Genomic DNA, 15996 nt, shown 5'->3' with positions numbered 1-15996 from the left:
GGCTTTGTAAGCTATAAATCGTTAATCAATATTTGCACATCCTGTGATTCATAATCCAATGCGGAAGTCGCTTCATCGAGAATTAAAATATCTGGCTTGGTTAGTAAGGCTCGAGCTAGAGCAATCCGCTGACGTTGACCACCCGATAAATTTAATCCTCGCTCAGAAAGTTGATAATTAAAACCGCCCTTCAATTCTTCGATAAAAGGCAATGCACCAGCCAGTGTTGCCGCATGAATTACCTCTTCATCACTGGCATCAGGTTGGCTTAATCGAATATTTTCACTTACTGATCCGACAAACAAGATACTCTCTTGTAGAACCACGCTCATGCGCCGACGTAATGTCACAGTATCTGCGACAGCTAAATCCATACCATCAACAATCACTTGACCGTGTTGTGGGATATATAATCGCTGTAGCAATTTGGTGAGGGTACTTTTACCTGAGCCAGAAGGGCCGGTAATTCCAATAAACTCGCCGGCTTTTATCGATAAGGAGAGATTTTTTAGTACTTCAGGAGTATCCGGTTGATAGCGAAAACGAATATTTTGAAAATCAATTTTACCTTGTACAGCAGCTGCGCTGACAATACCTTGACGTTCATTTTCTATAGGTTCATCTAGAATATCACCGACGCGTCGAAGAGAAATTAAAGTATGCTGAAAATCTTGCCAAATTTGAGCTAATCGTAATATAGGCTGAGTAACATGTGCACTGAGCATATTATAAGCAATTAACTCACCGGCGGTCATTCTATTTTCCAATACCTCTTTCACACCGACCCATAATAAAAGAGCCACGGTAATTTTGCTGATCAACATCATAAGTTGAGAAGCGGTAATCCCGCGTGTTGAGACTTTAAAGTTTTGGACTAGTTGGTGGCTTAATAGTTTTTCCCAACGACGAATAAAATATTTTTCTGTAGCTGTGGTCTTGATTGTTTCTATACCGGTAATAGATTCGGTTAAAAACGAGGTAGTATTTTCATCAGATTGATAGGCTTTTTCTGTTTGCTGGCGAATAATAGGCCCTAGGATTAGCCATAATATAAAAAATATTACCAATGAACCGACTAATATTCCTGACATGACAACGCTGTAGGAAAATAAAATAGCCACAAATAAAATTACAAAAATTAAATCAATAAATAGCATTAATGTCGAGCCCGTCAGGAATTGACGAATTTGAGCCATTTCTCGGATACGCGAAATAATTTTACCCGTTTGACGCTGAGCAAAATAGGATATAGGTAATGCCATTAAATGTTGATATAAGCGGCCAGAAAGCTCTGCATTAATTTGTACACTCATGTAACCGAAAATTTTATTACGAATAAAACTGTATAATGGCTCGGCAATAGCAATACCTACCATGGCAATAGCAAGAACATGTAAGCTAGAAATACTTCGCCCAACCAGTACTTTATCGATAATATTTTCGAATAGTAGTGGGTTTATTAAGGCAAAAACTTGAACTACAGCTGCAAGAATAAAAATATCTCGTAATTGAAAGCGCTGACGAAATATTGAGGGAATAAACCAAGATAAACCAAAAGGTTGTTTTTTAGGTTTCTCTATTTTTTCTTTAATTAATAAAACAGAATAATCTTCATTATTTGGATTAAATAGGTTCGTTTCTGGTTGGTTATCGCTGGTAAATTTAATCAGAATTAATTGCGCGGCATCATTCTTAATTAAGATCTGCCAGCTATGATCAATTTTTATTACGGCTGGAAGCGGTAAATGTTCAAATTGATGTTGATTAATAAGTGCATATTCTGTTTCTAAACCGATGAGATCTGCACATTCGCGTAATTGCCAGTCAGTCGGAATATCACTATTCATACCGAGAGCGTGTATCAACTGATCTTCAGTGATACTTTTTTTATAATAGTCAGCAACCCAGATAAGTACTTTAAGTCCCTGATTATGAATCAATGTATCATCCATGTTACTCATTGATTATTTCTCCCTCATGGCTTCGGACATATATTCTCTGACGGGGCTTAATACATAATCGATCACTCGACGCTGATCGGTCTTTATTTCTGCCACAATCGATAGCCCTGGAGTTAATTCTACCTTTGTACCTTCAACATTTAAGCTATTTTTATCCAAACTGATTTGGCCAATAAAAATTAAGCCTAATTTTTCATCGTGGGTACTATCTCGAGAAATAGACAGTATTTTTCCATCAATGGTGCCATAACGGGTATAAGGGAAGGTATCTACTTTTACTGTTACGGTTTGTCCTTCACGAATAAAACCAATATCTTTATTTAGAATCTTCACTTCGGCGATTTGAACATCGTTATCGGGGACAATAACCATGAGTTTTTGCGCCGGTTGTAATACGGCACCAATGGTATAAATGGATAACTCTTGAATCGTTCCGGTAACCGGAGAACGTATAATTTCTAGTTGTTCTCTTTCTTCAGTTTTATAAAACTCTTGCTCTAGCTTAATAATCTGAAATTCGGATTGTTTATGTTTTTCATACCATTCTTGGGCTTTCTGAATGCGTATTGAATTAAGTTTTTCGATTAAACCTTCTTTTTGTGCATTTAAAATCATTTTTTCAGATTTTTTCTGGGTGATCTCTTTTTGAGTTAGCAATAGTTCCTTTTCTTTTTCCAGATATTCATTTTGACTAATAATTTTCTTTTGACTTAATTGCTTATGTGCATCCAAGCGCTGTTGGATATTATGGAGTAATGAGGACAGAATTTTAAGTTCATTATTTTTAGTATTAATATTTGTATCGGCTATATTTATTTCAATATCAATACCAGTTATGGCTGAATCAAACTCATTTTTTATACTTTGATAATTACTTGATAGTTTTTGCTGTTGCTCTAATGATAATATATTAAATGCAGTTTGAGTTTCAGGTGGCAATTTTTGTAATAATGCTGAATACAATAGACTTTCGTTAGTATAAAAATCAATTTGATGACCTAAACTTAATATATCCTGGCTAACACCCAAGACATTCATGCCTAATAAAGGTTCGCCTTGTTCGACATGCTGTCCTTCTTTTATATATAAATGTATCAAACGACTCTGTTCGACAGCTTGAATAACTTGAGAATGGCCGGAAACAATTAATCGACCCATTGTGGTGGCTTGTACATCTAATTTACCAATATACGCCCATAATAATGTGGCAATAATTCCAACGCTTAATGTAACAGCGGTGATAATAGCAAAAAGAGATGGTGGGCTTTTTATTAGCGCTAAATGAGAGGGTAGAAACTCATAATGTTTAGCATGATTTATCTTCTTTAATTTAGCTTTAATACGTTGTAACCATGATGTAGATTTAATATCCATTATTTATTTCCATATTTTTATTTCAGCGACTGCTGAAGAGTCCATAAATGTTTATATTGTTTATTCAGCATGAGTAATTCATCATGACTTCCTTGTTCTATTATTTTACCGTGCTGCATGACAATAATGCGTTGATGGTTACGGATAGTCGATAATCGATGGGCGATAGTAATAATGGTTCGACCTTGCGCTATCTGGTGCATATTGGCTTGAATAATAGCCTGAGATTCATCATCTAATGCGCTGGTGGCTTCATCAAAAATAATAATTTTAGGATTGGATAATAAGGTACGAGCAATCGCAACTCTTTGTCGTTGTCCACCGGATAAAGACGATCCGCCTTCAGAAATTAAGGTGTCGTAACCTAACGGTAATTTAAGAATAAAATCGTGAGCTCCAGCCATTTTTGCTGCATTAATGACCTCATCTAACGACGCATTTGGTTTAGATTGCGCGATATTGTCAAACACCGATTGATGAAATAAAAAGTTCTCTTGCAAAACAATGCCAATTTGTTGGCGCAATGTGGTCATATTAATGGTTGAAAGAGGCTGATTATCAATTGTAATTTGCCCTTGTTCTGGCGCATAAAGTCTTAATAACAATCGTGCCAAGGTGCTTTTCCCTGATCCCGAAGTACCGACAATGCCTAGGGTTTCTCCTTGTGGAATAGATAAATTAAAATTTTGTAGAATATAGGGCATATCAGGTTGATAACGGAATGACAGATTATTAAATAAAATATCTCCATTCGATGGATTTTTGAGTCCCGATTGATGTTGCTCAGTCGGTAAGTTAATAATTTGAGCCAGTTTTTCGATGGCTACACGAGTACGAATATAATCACCCCATAATTGAACCATTTTTACTAACGGCTGGCTGGCATGATTGGCCATCATTTGAAAAGCAATTAACTGTCCAATGGTCATATTTAACGCCAGTACTTCAGATGCGCCCATCCATAAAATAATTGCCAATACTATTTTCTGAATAAACATGACCCAATGTTCAGAGCGCGAATGAATTTGCTGAGCAACAAAAGAACTTTGGCTCATGTCAGAGGTTTGTTGCTCCCAACGACGTTTAAAATGCGGCTCAATAGATAAGCTTTTAACTGTTTCAACACCATTGAGACTCTCAGTTAAAAATGAAGTATTAATCGCCGTATGCATAAATTGTTGATGTGCCGCGGCTTCTATTTTGGGGGTAAGTAACCATGCGACCAATAAATAAGCTGGGATTGATAGGATAAATACTAGGGTTAATACACCTGATAGCAGATTCATAACGTAAATAAATACGAATAAAAATAAGACATCTACACACAGAGTAAATAAACTGCCAGTTAAAAATTCTCGAATGGTTTCAAGCTCTTTAACTCGAGTAACTATAGCTCCTATTTGTCGTGATTTAAAAAATGATACCGGTAAATACAATAAATGAGAGACTAATTTTAATCCAAGAATAATATCAATTCGATTGGCGGTATGATGATAAATATATTCTCGAAATCCCTTTAAAATAACCTCAGCAAAAGCAGCAACAACCAATGCGATGATTAAAACATCGAGAGTCGTTAGGCTATTATGGACCATTACTTTATCCATAATAACTTGCATAACGATAGGAGATATTAAGGCTAATATTTGTAAAATAAATGAAAATAATAAAATGAGTCCAATTATTTTTTTATGTTTAACAAATTCAGGATAAAACCAACTAATATCAAATTTACTTTGTTGTTGTTTTACATAAAGCCACTTTCCGCTCCAACGTGATTTAAATTCTTGCATCTCCCAAATCTCTGGAGGAGCATTACCTGCGGGCTGAATAAGTACTTGTTCATTATTAAGATTAGCTAATAACCATGAGGTTCCATCAGTATCGTAAATAATACATGGAGCTGATAACTTTTTTATATCCTTATTGATGTTTTGTTTGATTTGGCACTTAACGTGATAATGATGATTAATGTTTTTTAAATTAAAATTGAAATTTTCACTCTCTGATATCACTGAATTAAACTGATTTATATCAATATCTTTAGTGAGTTTTATAATTATCCCGATTAAGCTAAGGGTATCTGACTGTTGTTTATCTATCATATTGTATGCCGATGAGTTATTTATAATTAATAACAATATATATAATAATTAATTAGGAGCCTCATGCTACAATAGTTATTGTTTTTAAATATATTGAATTTTATCCTATTTTATTGTTTTTTATGCTTAGATTAATAATATATTTAATATTAAGTTGGTTATATATTCGAAATTTATATTTGTGAAGTTTTATTTATGTAATTAGTCATATAAAATAATAGACAAATATCATCATATATTTGCCTATTGTTAGTTCTTATCAGCGAAAAATTTTATCGACTAATTAAGCGGCTAAAAAACGGTGGATCGCGCGTAAAACGGACTCGGGTTTTTCAGCATGTACCCAGTGATCGGCTCCAGCGACAACCCAAGCTGATGCATTAGGAAATTGTTCGGCAATAATATCGCGATATTCTGGTTTAACATAAGACGAATTTCCCCCGGGAATAAATAAAATTTTTCCTGACCAAGAGGGTAATTGCTGCCAACCAATAATATTGTTGTATTGTTGAATTAACACGGGAAGATTGAATTTCCATTCACCCTGACGAAACGATTTTAATAAGAATTGAATAACGCCTTCTTCGGATAAATATTCGCGCATGATGGCGGCCGCAGTTTGTCTACTGGTGGCATGATTATCCAGTACCGCTTGCAGAGCAGAAAATATATGCTGATGGCGATGCTGCTGATATGCCACAGGAGCCATATCGATAACGACAATATTTTCAATCAGTTCAGGCTTAATTGCGCTAGCCGCCATGGCAATTTTTCCCCCCATGGAATGGCCAATAAGTATAACTTTTGAATAGCCCAATCCAGTGACTAAATCGATAATATCTTGAGCCATTTCAGCATAATTCATGCTTTCTGATCGAAATGAATCGCCATGATTACGGACATCAACCTGCAAAGTGATATAGTGATTTTTAAGATCTCGCGCTAATACGCCAAGATTATTAAGATCACCAAACAGTCCATGGATTAGAATAATTGGTGTCGAGGAGGCAGGGGAAGTAGGCTGATGAATAATATAATTTAATAATGTCTTCATAAATGAGTGCTTCAATCAATTAATGAAATATGGGATATCATGACATGGGCAAGCTCAGAAACCAAATAGCTGCTTGTTGTATAATGTCTTATTGAGGTGGATTATTTGCAATCTAATCTGCCAGTTAGCATGATAGCGCAATTTAATATGCGCTATAGAATCAATAGATTCTGGCTAAAATATCAATAATTTATAACGGATTGATTTTTTAATACTCAAAAAATTCATGGGTACTATTGATCTAAATCACTTTAAGTTATTGAAATTTTAATTGTTTTGTTTTATTTAAAACTATCCTATAATTCGTAAGAAAATTTTAGTCAAATACAGTACTGGAACGAAATGAAAATTATTGAGGTTGATGAAGAGCTTTACCGCTATATTGCCAGTCATACACAACATATCGGTGAAAGTGCATCGGATATTTTACGTCGTATGCTAGATTTTAAATCCGGGCAGCCGGTTAAAGCACAGGCTCCTGAGACTGAATCAGTAGTTTTGGCTGCACCAGTGATCTCTACGTCGGCTGAGTCGTTAAATCCCGTTCGAGTGATCCGTGAATTATTACTTTCAGACGCTTATGCAGAAAAAAATAAAGCAATAGATCGCTTTATGCTGATTTTATCGACGTTATATAGCTTAGATGCTGCCAGCTTTGCTGCTGCAACCGAATCGATGCATGGCCGTACACGAATTTATTTTGCCGGTGATGAGCAGACATTATTGTCAGCGGGTAAACAGTCTAAACCGCGCCATATTCCTGGAACTCCCTATTGGGTGATTACCAATACTAATACGGGTCGTAAACGCAATATGGTGGAGCTGATCATGCAAGAAATGCGGTTTCCAACTAATGTAATCGAAAAGGTCTGTAGTACTATCTAACCGGCTTATGCAGCTCTGTATTTGACAGCAGCTGTCATTCTCAGGAGAGAACCAGTGACAATACATGAACGTGCGGGCCAGCGTCCGCATCAGAGCGATTTAATCAATGTTGCTCAACTAACTGCTCAATATTATGCTTTACAGCCCGATGCTAATAATCCTGCGCATAGCGTAAAATTTGGTACTTCTGGGCACCGTGGTAGCGCCGAACGAAAAAGCTTTAATCAAAATCATATTTTGGCGATTGCCCAAGCTATTGCAGAAGTGCGTCAGCAGCAAGGTAATACTGGCCCATGTTATATCGGTAAAGATACTCATGCATTGTCAGAAGCTGCGTTTATTTCTGTCGTTGAAGTTTTAGCTGCGAATCAAGTAGCTGTTATTATTCAAGAAAATAATGGCTTCACACCGACACCATCAATTTCACATGCTATTTTAACTCACAATCGTTCTCATAATGAGCAGGCCGACGGTATTGTTATTACCCCTTCTCATAATCCTCCAGAGGATGGTGGGATTAAATATAACCCATCCAATGGCGGGCCTGCCGATGCGGATTTAACCCAAGTGATTGAGCAACGTGCTAATGAATTATTAGCGAATAACTTGCTTGGTGTTAATCGTATTAGTTATGAGCAAGCGTTAGAGAGTGGTTATGTGAGCGCACACGATCTGATTACACCATATATTGCTGCTTTAGCTGAAGTAGTTGATATGAAAGCTATCCAGAAAGCGGGATTAAAAATAGGTGTCGATCCATTAGGTGGTTCGGGTATTGAATACTGGAAACGTATTGCTGAATATTATCAGTTAGATATTGAATTAGTAAATGAACAGCTTGATCAAACATTTCGTTTTATGCCACTCGATCATGATGGTGTGATCCGTATGGACTGCTCTTCGCCTTGGGCAATGGCTGGTCTATTAGAAATGAAAGAAAAATTTGATTTAGCATTTGCCAATGATCCTGATTATGACCGTCACGGAATTGTTACTCCTGCGGGCCTGATGAACCCTAATCATTATTTAGCGGTTGCGATTGATTATTTATTCCGCCATCGTCCACAGTGGAATGAGAAAGTCGCTGTCGGTAAAACGTTAGTTTCCAGTGCTATGATTGATCGCGTCGTAAATGATTTGGGGCGTGATTTAGTTGAAGTTCCTGTCGGTTTTAAATGGTTTGTTGATGGCTTATTCTCCGGTTCGCTTGGTTTTGGCGGTGAAGAAAGCGCTGGAGCATCTTTCTTAAAATTTGATGGTACACCGTGGTCAACGGATAAAGACGGCATTATCTTATGCTTACTTGCGGCTGAAATCACAGCAGTGACAGGGGAAGATCCTCAACAGCATTATAATAAATTAGCCGAAAAATTTGGCGCACCATGCTATAGCCGTATTCAAGCTAAGGCATCGCATCCGCAAAAAGCTCGTCTTAGTAAACTGTCTCCTGAAATGGTTGCTGCTGAGACCTTAGCGGGTGATAAAATTACTCAACGATTAACTAAAGCTTCAGGTAATGGTGCAGCGATTGGTGGATTAAAAATCATGACAGATTTTGGCTGGTTTGCTGCTCGTCCATCTGGAACAGAAGAAGCCTATAAAATTTATTGCGAAAGTTTTCGTGGGCCAGAGCATTTAAAACAAATTGAAAGCGAAGCTATTGATATTGTTAATAGTGTTATTGCTGATTAATTATTTTCACGGTCAACTCATAGGTAGGCGAAAGCCTACCTATTGCATATTTTAAAAACTGAAGTCTGCATTAAAACATCCACCTTTATTAAATAAATTTAGCTTTTATTGTAAGATATAATTAATCAATTTATTTCTTTAATTGAAATTTATATTTATTTAAAATATCTATTGTTATTTCTAAATCATATTAAATTAAAAGTATTTAATGTATTAATCATATTTTTATTGGTATGGATTAAATATGTACATATGTTTTAATTTATATATATAAACTAATGAATTAATAATGTTATCTAAATAATTAATAGAAATTAGATTAAAAGTTGATTTATTTTATCTTTTCAATAAAAATTAAAATAAACATTGAAAGCATGCTAATTATTATCTAGGATAATAATCGCTATCAGGGAGTCTTCATTAATTACGATTAATTGATAGAACGATAGCCATAAATAATATTAAATATACATGTAGTAAATACAAGGATGTAATAATGAATAAGTCAAAAGTGATCTTAACGGCAGTCATCGCATCGATAATATCTGTTTCAGCTATGGCCAATCAGCTGACAGGAACAGTAAATTTTACTGGAACCTTAATTGCTGCGCCATGTAATATTACCGCAGGAACAAAAGATATCCAGATTGATTTTGGTGATATATCTATGGGACATGAGAGTATGGACCAGATTAAATCAGCAAAAATCAGTTTAGAAAATTGTAATTTTGCGGATTATTCAAAATTACCAAAGCAAGTATCGCGTGCTGTCGTAGAATTTAAGGGAACTTCTGACCAAGATAAACCCGAATTGTTAGCGGTAAGAGGCGCTGCTTCAGGTATTGGTATTAGATTATTAGATAGTTTAAAAAATGATTTAGATATTCGTACGGGAGTGATTGCAGCAGCTGTTAATAGCGCAACAACCAATAATATTGATATTAATTTTAATACTAAAATTGAATTAACGGGTAAAGAATTAACTTATGGTAACTTTACCTCTACAGCAACTTATGAAATAGCCTACAAGTAGCACTCTAGGTGGCAAATATTGCCACCTTTTTTATCTCTTGCTTATTCTGAAATTATGAAAAAAATAAAAAAATATTTGCTGTTTTTTCCGAGTCTATTTATGTCAATTAATAGTTATTCTCTTGAGTTTAATATTGAACATTTGAATTTGAAAGAAAAAAATAATATTGACTTAAGTTTATTTTCTAATAAGGAATATAATCAGCCAGGTAATTATTACTTAACAGTGAAAATTAATGGGGATGTTATAAATAAAAAAGAATTTATTAAATATAAAGAGAAATCAAATAGAAATGCTTATCCATGCATTACTGAAAAGTTAATTAATAAACTTAGGTTGAAAGATGATATTATCACATCACTATTAAAGATAAAAATCAAGCATTGCTATGATTTATCGATGCACCATGAAATAAAAATAAATTTTGATAAATTATTACATCAATTAGATATTACAGTTCCTCAAGCATGGTTAATTAATCAAGAAAAAAATTGGATTAATTATCATCAGTGGGATAATGGAATACCAGGCATCATGATTGATTATGATTGGCATTTTAATTATCTAGATACTAAATCAGCTAATGAACAGTATAAATTAAGTAATTTTGGTACATTAGGGGCTAATTTTTCTGCTTGGCGTCTGCGTGGAGATTATCAATTTTATTATACACGGCAGTATTCTAAACAAGGTGAGAGTGACAGGCATAATCTACAGTTAACTCAAGTATATGCTTATCGAGCCATTCCTGAGATGAGTGCTAAATTAATTCTAGGAGAAAGTCATCTTAGCAGTGAATTATTAGATTCATTTCGTTTTACGGGAATGAGTATATCTAGTGATGAGAGAATGTTACCGCCTTCAGGACGTGGTTATGCCCCTAAAATAGAGGGAATAGCATCGACAAATTCAATCATTACAATTGAAAAAAACAATATTATTATTCAACGTATTCAAGTCCCTGCGGGACTCTTTAGTCTTGATAGTCTGCCGGCAAATATTAACGGCAACATTAAAGTAATTATTGAAGCTGAAAATGGTAGCAAAGATGTTCGTGATATTTATATCTCTGGGGTAACTACTATGCTGAGGCCCGGGCAATGGCGCTATTCGTTATCTTCAGGAAAAACAAATTTATTTAATAAAACCTCCGAAAGAAATATTTATTTTTTAAACGGAGAAATATTTTTTGGCTTAAATAATAGAACAACCTTATATTCCGGGATTTTGTCTTCGATTAGTATCCAAAAATATGAGCATTTAACCTTAGGTATTAATCAAAGCTTAGATAGATTAGGTGGATTAAGCTTTGATGTCACAAATTTACAGCATCAATTAAACGATGAAAAAAAATATAGTGGCAATCGCTATCGAGTTGAATATTTAAATCATTTAGATATGACAAAAACAGATATTATTTTTAATGCTCAAATTTTTAGTGATCAAAATTATATCAATATGCATCAATATTTACAGGAGAGAACTAAAAATAGCGATAAAGAAAAACGAATTTATTCAGCATCTGTTCGCCAATATCTAGAGTTTTTATCTCTATCAATGGCATTAACAGCATCACGTACTCAGTATTGGCAAAAAGATGAACAGCAGAGATATTCGTTAAGCCTTAATAAAAATTTTATATTAGGAAAAATAAAAAATATTTCAACTACGCTTAATTTTAATCATACCGAAGAGACAAAAGGTAATCAGCAGCAACTATTTTTATCACTTTCATTACCATTGAGACAGCAAGAAAGAGTGAGTTATAGCCAATATTATGATTTAACGAAAAATACACATAATAATAGTATTAATTATAGTAAAAATATAAATGATCATAGTAATTTTGGATTATCAATAAATAATGCCAAGATTAGCAAGAGAACATTAGAGCCATCAGTCAGTGGATATATCAATTATAACTCAGCTTATGGTGATATTTATACCAGTCTTTCAGAGAAACCAGAGCAATATCGTTCATTTACAGCTAGTCTGAAAGGAGGATTAACTATAACTGGTCATGGTCTAGCATTACATCGTTATTCAGCCGGTCATTACCCACGATTGATGATAGATGCTAATGGTATACAGGGAATAGCTGTCAATAACAATCAAACAGTAACTAATAAAAAAGGTTTTGGTGTAATAACATCAGCAAATAATTTCATGCCTTCTCAATTCAAAGTGGATATTAATAAACTTCCAAAAAATACTAATGTTAACGAAAGTATATTTTCAAAAACATTAACTGAGGGCGCTATTGGTTATTATAAATTAGATTCAGTAAGTGGCGAAAATATATTCACTGTGATTAAATTAGTTTCTAATAAATCACCTCCATTAGGTAGTTCGATTCTTGATGCTATCACTGGGCGTGAAGTAGGTATGATTGGAGATGAAGGAATGGTTTATTTAACAGGAATAAATAAAAACAAAAAATATATTATTAATTTAAACAAGAAGTCATGCCAATTGAAATTCACAGAAGATAACTCCTCTATAGTTTATTGCCAATGAGATTTTTATGATAATAAGAACTGTTATTTTATTTTTATTTTCTAGTGTCGTTAGTTATTGCTATGCATCAATTAATGTCGATCGAACTCGGATTATTTTTGAACAGAAGACAGATGCTATAAGCATGACATTAAGTAATAATGCTGAACATCCATATTTAGCTCAGGCTTGGATTGAAAATGAGAAAGGAGAAAAATCATCAGAATATTTTGTAGTTATTCCGCCTATTCAAAGAATTGAAGCTAATAGTAAAAATCAAATTAAAATACTAAAGTCAGTTAGTCATAAATTACTTTCAGAAGATCAAGAATCTTTATTTTATTTAAAAATAAAGGAAATCCCCCCTAAACCTATAGAAGGTAATATTATTCAAATTGCATTACAGAGCCAATTGAAAATTTTTTATCGACCGACAAACATCTTAACTCAACAAGATCAGTCATGGTTAAAAGAGATAACTGTTATTTATGCGAATAAAACACTTACACTGATTAACCCTACTGCGTACTATATTAATATTGCTGATGTTATAGATAAAAATGGAGAGATTATTATCGATGTTGGCTATAACATGCTCGCACCATTCTCTAGTAAGGAATTTATTCTTACATCTCAATTAAGTGATAAATTTCAAATTGGTTATATTGATGATTATGGTGCACTAAGGTTATTTACTTATTTATATGAAAATAAAAGATACTCCTTACAGAATGAAGGCTAAGTAAATGAAATTTACAATATATTTATGCCATATAAATAAGATAAAGAAAATATTAATCATATTTTTATTATTATTTTCTTCTTTCTCTCAGGCATTAACTTGCACCAGTCAAGAAGGGCAAAATATTTTAAAGCGTGATGTATTTACTAGTTTTTTTTATCCAGATACTTTAATTGGTAGAGATCTCTTTCGTTCAGATAAAGTTAATATAAGCATCATATGTACTAATAATTCAACTGTACCTAAAAATGTTTATATAAGATATGATAAAAATATTATTGATAACTATAATCCTAATGTAGATAAAGTCGATTTTATATTACAGATGAAAAATCAACAATATATAGCAGGTATGGATAGTCTGATTCCTCAAGCATCTATTTTACCCGGAGAAACACACACTATTGATTTAAACTATCTCTATATCATGCGTATGACAGATTTCCCTCACCAAATACTGAGTAACCATCCATCGATGGTGGAAATTAAATTATCTATTGGTGAATTAGATGATATTAGTGCGGGAGTAACGACAAAAATAGTTGTTATTCGTAATATGAAATTGATTAGTTTTCCACATTGTGAACTTGGTTTAAGTATGAGGATATTACCGGCAAACATTGATTTTGGAGTGATTACGTTTAGTGGAGATCACCCGATTGAAAAAATAAAAAACTTTTCACTGGAATTTACTCGCGATATTACATCGGGATGTTCACTGAACCAGTTACCAGATTATAATGTTGATATCTATTTTTCTACGCCAAATAGGTTGGATTATGATAATGCGTTTAGCCTTGATAACGGTTTAAGTATCGCATTAACATCGATGGATGGTTATGCTCAATCGGTTAAATTTAATCAACCTCATAAAGTTCATCGAATTATTATGAATAGAAACGGAAAATATAAGAGCTTCGCTTCATTTAGTGCTCGACTATATAATAATAATGCGGTTATTCGACCGGGAGCTTTTTCTGCACCAGTTACAATTAATGTTTATTATCATTAAGTTTATCAGTATTAATCTAAATCTTTGACGATAGGCTTGCGATGATAGTTTAAAGAGCACGCTTCGAATGCATATCGGGAACATAACAGTGGGTAATTAGTAAGAAAAGAAACTTTAATCTGAGCCGATATAACCATTGCAGCAAATTGCGCCTGATGATACAACTTTAATGACATGAGTTAAATTTAACGAACATTGTGAAGATAGGGTGAGGTCAATGAGTCAGGTATTTAATTTCAGTGCAGGTCCCGCCATGCTACCGATAGAGGTTATGCGTCGTGCAGAACAAGAACTTTGTAACTGGAATAGTTTAGGTGTTTCAGTCATGGAAATTAGTCATCGTAGTAAAGAATTTATTGCGGTGGCAGAAACAGCAGAACAAGATTTACGCCATCTTTTAGCTATACCCGATAACTATAAAGTATTGTTTTGTCATGGAGGTGCGCGTGGGCATTTTTCAGCGTTACCTCTAAATTTATTGGGAGATAAAACCACTGCGGATTATATTGTTGGTGGATATTGGGCAGAGTGTGCAGCAGAAGAAGCAAAAAAATATTGCACGCCAAATATTATCCAAGTTAAAACTGAGAAAGATGGCGTTGTTGGTATCAAGCCAATGAGTGAATGGCAATTAAGTGATGATGCAGCTTACGTGCATTATTGTCCAAATGAGACCATTGATGGTATCGCGATTCATGAAGAACCTAATTTCCCTGAAAATAAGATTGTAGTCGCCGATTATTCTTCATCTATCTTATCTAAACCTATCGATATTAGTCGCTATGGTATGATTTATGCGGGCGCACAGAAGAATATTGGCCCGGCCGGTTTAACATTGGTGATTATTCGCGAAGACTTGCTAGGTAAAGCAGCTAAACAGACGCCGTCGATTCTTGATTATACTGTATTAGCTAAATACGACTCTATGTTTAATACTCCCCCAACATTTGCTTGGTATTTGTCAGGCATGGTATTTAAATGGCTAAAAGAGCAGGGGGGAATGCAAGAAATGGCACAGCGTAATTTTGAGAAATCAGAATTATTATACCGTGCTATTGATAATAGCGATTTCTATATTAACCGTGTTACTGGCGAAAATCGTTCTTGGATGAATATTCCTTTCCAAATGACTGATCCATCATTGGATGCTAAATTTTTGGAAGAAGCTAAAGCACTTGGTTTATTATCCTTAAAAGGCCACCGTGTTTCTGGTGGGATGCGCGCCTCGATTTATAATGCTATGCCATTAGCTGGCGTACAAGCATTGGTTGATTTTATGGCAGATTTCGAGCGACGTAATAGTTAAATCATTATTATATAGCGTACTAGCGTTACGCTTTTGATAAATTACTATTAGCCAGAAACATCTCTGGCTAATTTTTACTTTTTATTTTTCGGCTATTAATTATTAATTTTAAAACAATAAATAACTATTTTTTAAATATAATCCGAGTTGGTTCCAAAATAGCTAGTTCTAAAATAGTTGGCTCCAAATATTGAGTCATTCGAGCTTATTTACAGAAAATTAACTCACTGGAGTATTGTTTGTAATAGCTATAATTTATTGGGCTTATTACACCGAGTATTAGGATTATTGGGATCTAAAAAATTAGGTATATAAAATAACAATTTGGAGAGACTG

General features: G+C 34.1%; 11 protein-coding genes. 7 read left to right on the top strand and 4 right to left on the bottom strand.

The genetic code is table 11. The features are described 5' to 3' along the window. Positions 1 to 11 precede the first annotated feature (11 nt). From M992_RS12300 to M992_RS12285, 4 genes are all read right to left on the bottom strand, one after another. On the bottom strand, positions 12 to 1961 hold the full coding sequence (locus M992_RS12300; protein WP_390892501.1) for a type I secretion system permease/ATPase: 1950 nt from the start codon (positions 1959 to 1961) through the stop codon (positions 12 to 14). 3 nt (positions 1962 to 1964) lie between these two features. Continuing rightward, positions 1965 to 3335, bottom strand: coding sequence for an HlyD family type I secretion periplasmic adaptor subunit (locus M992_RS12295; RefSeq protein WP_082335436.1), 1371 nt, complete (start codon positions 3333 to 3335; stop codon positions 1965 to 1967). A 17-nt stretch (positions 3336 to 3352) separates the two neighbouring features. Beyond that, positions 3353 to 5440, bottom strand: a complete 2088-nt coding sequence (locus tag M992_RS12290; protein WP_053908853.1) for a peptidase domain-containing ABC transporter — start codon at positions 5438 to 5440, stop codon at positions 3353 to 3355. A gap of 283 nt (positions 5441 to 5723) precedes the next feature. Next, complete coding sequence (locus M992_RS12285) at positions 5724 to 6494, bottom strand: alpha/beta fold hydrolase (protein WP_053908852.1); 771 nt, start codon at positions 6492 to 6494, stop codon at positions 5724 to 5726. A 342-nt stretch (positions 6495 to 6836) separates the two neighbouring features. On the opposite strand from M992_RS12285, the gene seqA reads away from it, so the two are divergent. The 7 genes from seqA to serC all read left to right on the top strand — a co-directional run bounded on the left by seqA (position 6837) and on the right by serC (position 15660). After that, positions 6837 to 7379, top strand: coding sequence for a replication initiation negative regulator SeqA (gene seqA / locus M992_RS12280; protein WP_053908851.1), 543 nt, complete (start codon positions 6837 to 6839; stop codon positions 7377 to 7379). Between the two features lie 54 nt (positions 7380 to 7433). Continuing rightward, positions 7434 to 9071: a phosphoglucomutase (alpha-D-glucose-1,6-bisphosphate-dependent) gene (gene pgm, locus M992_RS12275; RefSeq protein WP_053908850.1), complete on the top strand. Its 1638-nt coding sequence runs from the start codon at positions 7434 to 7436 to the stop codon at positions 9069 to 9071. 496 nt (positions 9072 to 9567) lie between these two features. Beyond that, positions 9568 to 10104, top strand: coding sequence for a fimbrial protein (locus M992_RS12270; protein ID WP_053908849.1), 537 nt, complete (start codon positions 9568 to 9570; stop codon positions 10102 to 10104). A gap of 18 nt (positions 10105 to 10122) precedes the next feature. Beyond that, entirely contained in the window at positions 10123 to 12621 is a 2499-nt protein-coding gene (locus M992_RS12265) for a fimbria/pilus outer membrane usher protein (protein WP_053908848.1), read from the top strand. Between the two features lie 7 nt (positions 12622 to 12628). Beyond that, a complete protein-coding gene (locus M992_RS12260) occupies positions 12629 to 13342 on the top strand; it encodes a fimbrial biogenesis chaperone (RefSeq protein WP_053908847.1) in 714 nt (237 codons plus the stop codon). Positions 13343 to 13346: 4 nt separating this feature from the next. After that, positions 13347 to 14354, top strand: a complete 1008-nt coding sequence (locus M992_RS12255) for a fimbrial protein (protein WP_053908846.1) — start codon at positions 13347 to 13349, stop codon at positions 14352 to 14354. Between the two features lie 217 nt (positions 14355 to 14571). Then, positions 14572 to 15660 carry a 3-phosphoserine/phosphohydroxythreonine transaminase gene (gene serC / locus M992_RS12250; RefSeq protein WP_053908845.1) on the top strand — a complete coding sequence of 363 codons (1089 nt, stop codon included), beginning with the start codon at positions 14572 to 14574 and terminating at the stop codon, positions 15658 to 15660. Positions 15661 to 15996 lie beyond the last annotated feature (336 nt).

This window comes from Moellerella wisconsensis ATCC 35017 (assembly GCF_001294465.1).
Taxonomy (GTDB): domain Bacteria; phylum Pseudomonadota; class Gammaproteobacteria; order Enterobacterales; family Enterobacteriaceae; genus Moellerella; species Moellerella wisconsensis.
This window is presented reverse-complemented; position numbering and strand designations above follow the sequence as displayed.

Coding starts and splice junctions, on each gene's coding strand:
- serC (WP_053908845.1), top strand. CDS start 14,572: ATGAGTCAGGTATTTAATTTCAGTGCAGGTCCCGCCATGCTACCGATA.
- M992_RS12270 (WP_053908849.1), top strand. CDS start 9,568: ATGAATAAGTCAAAAGTGATCTTAACGGCAGTCATCGCATCGATAATA.
- M992_RS12255 (WP_053908846.1), top strand. CDS start 13,347: ATGAAATTTACAATATATTTATGCCATATAAATAAGATAAAGAAAATA.
- M992_RS12285 (WP_053908852.1), bottom strand. CDS start 6,494: ATGAAGACATTATTAAATTATATTATTCATCAGCCTACTTCCCCTGCC.
- seqA (WP_053908851.1), top strand. CDS start 6,837: ATGAAAATTATTGAGGTTGATGAAGAGCTTTACCGCTATATTGCCAGT.
- M992_RS12300 (WP_390892501.1), bottom strand. CDS start 1,961: ATGAGTAACATGGATGATACATTGATTCATAATCAGGGACTTAAAGTA.
- M992_RS12290 (WP_053908853.1), bottom strand. CDS start 5,440: ATGATAGATAAACAACAGTCAGATACCCTTAGCTTAATCGGGATAATT.
- M992_RS12260 (WP_053908847.1), top strand. CDS start 12,629: ATGATAATAAGAACTGTTATTTTATTTTTATTTTCTAGTGTCGTTAGT.
- M992_RS12295 (WP_082335436.1), bottom strand. CDS start 3,335: ATGGATATTAAATCTACATCATGGTTACAACGTATTAAAGCTAAATTA.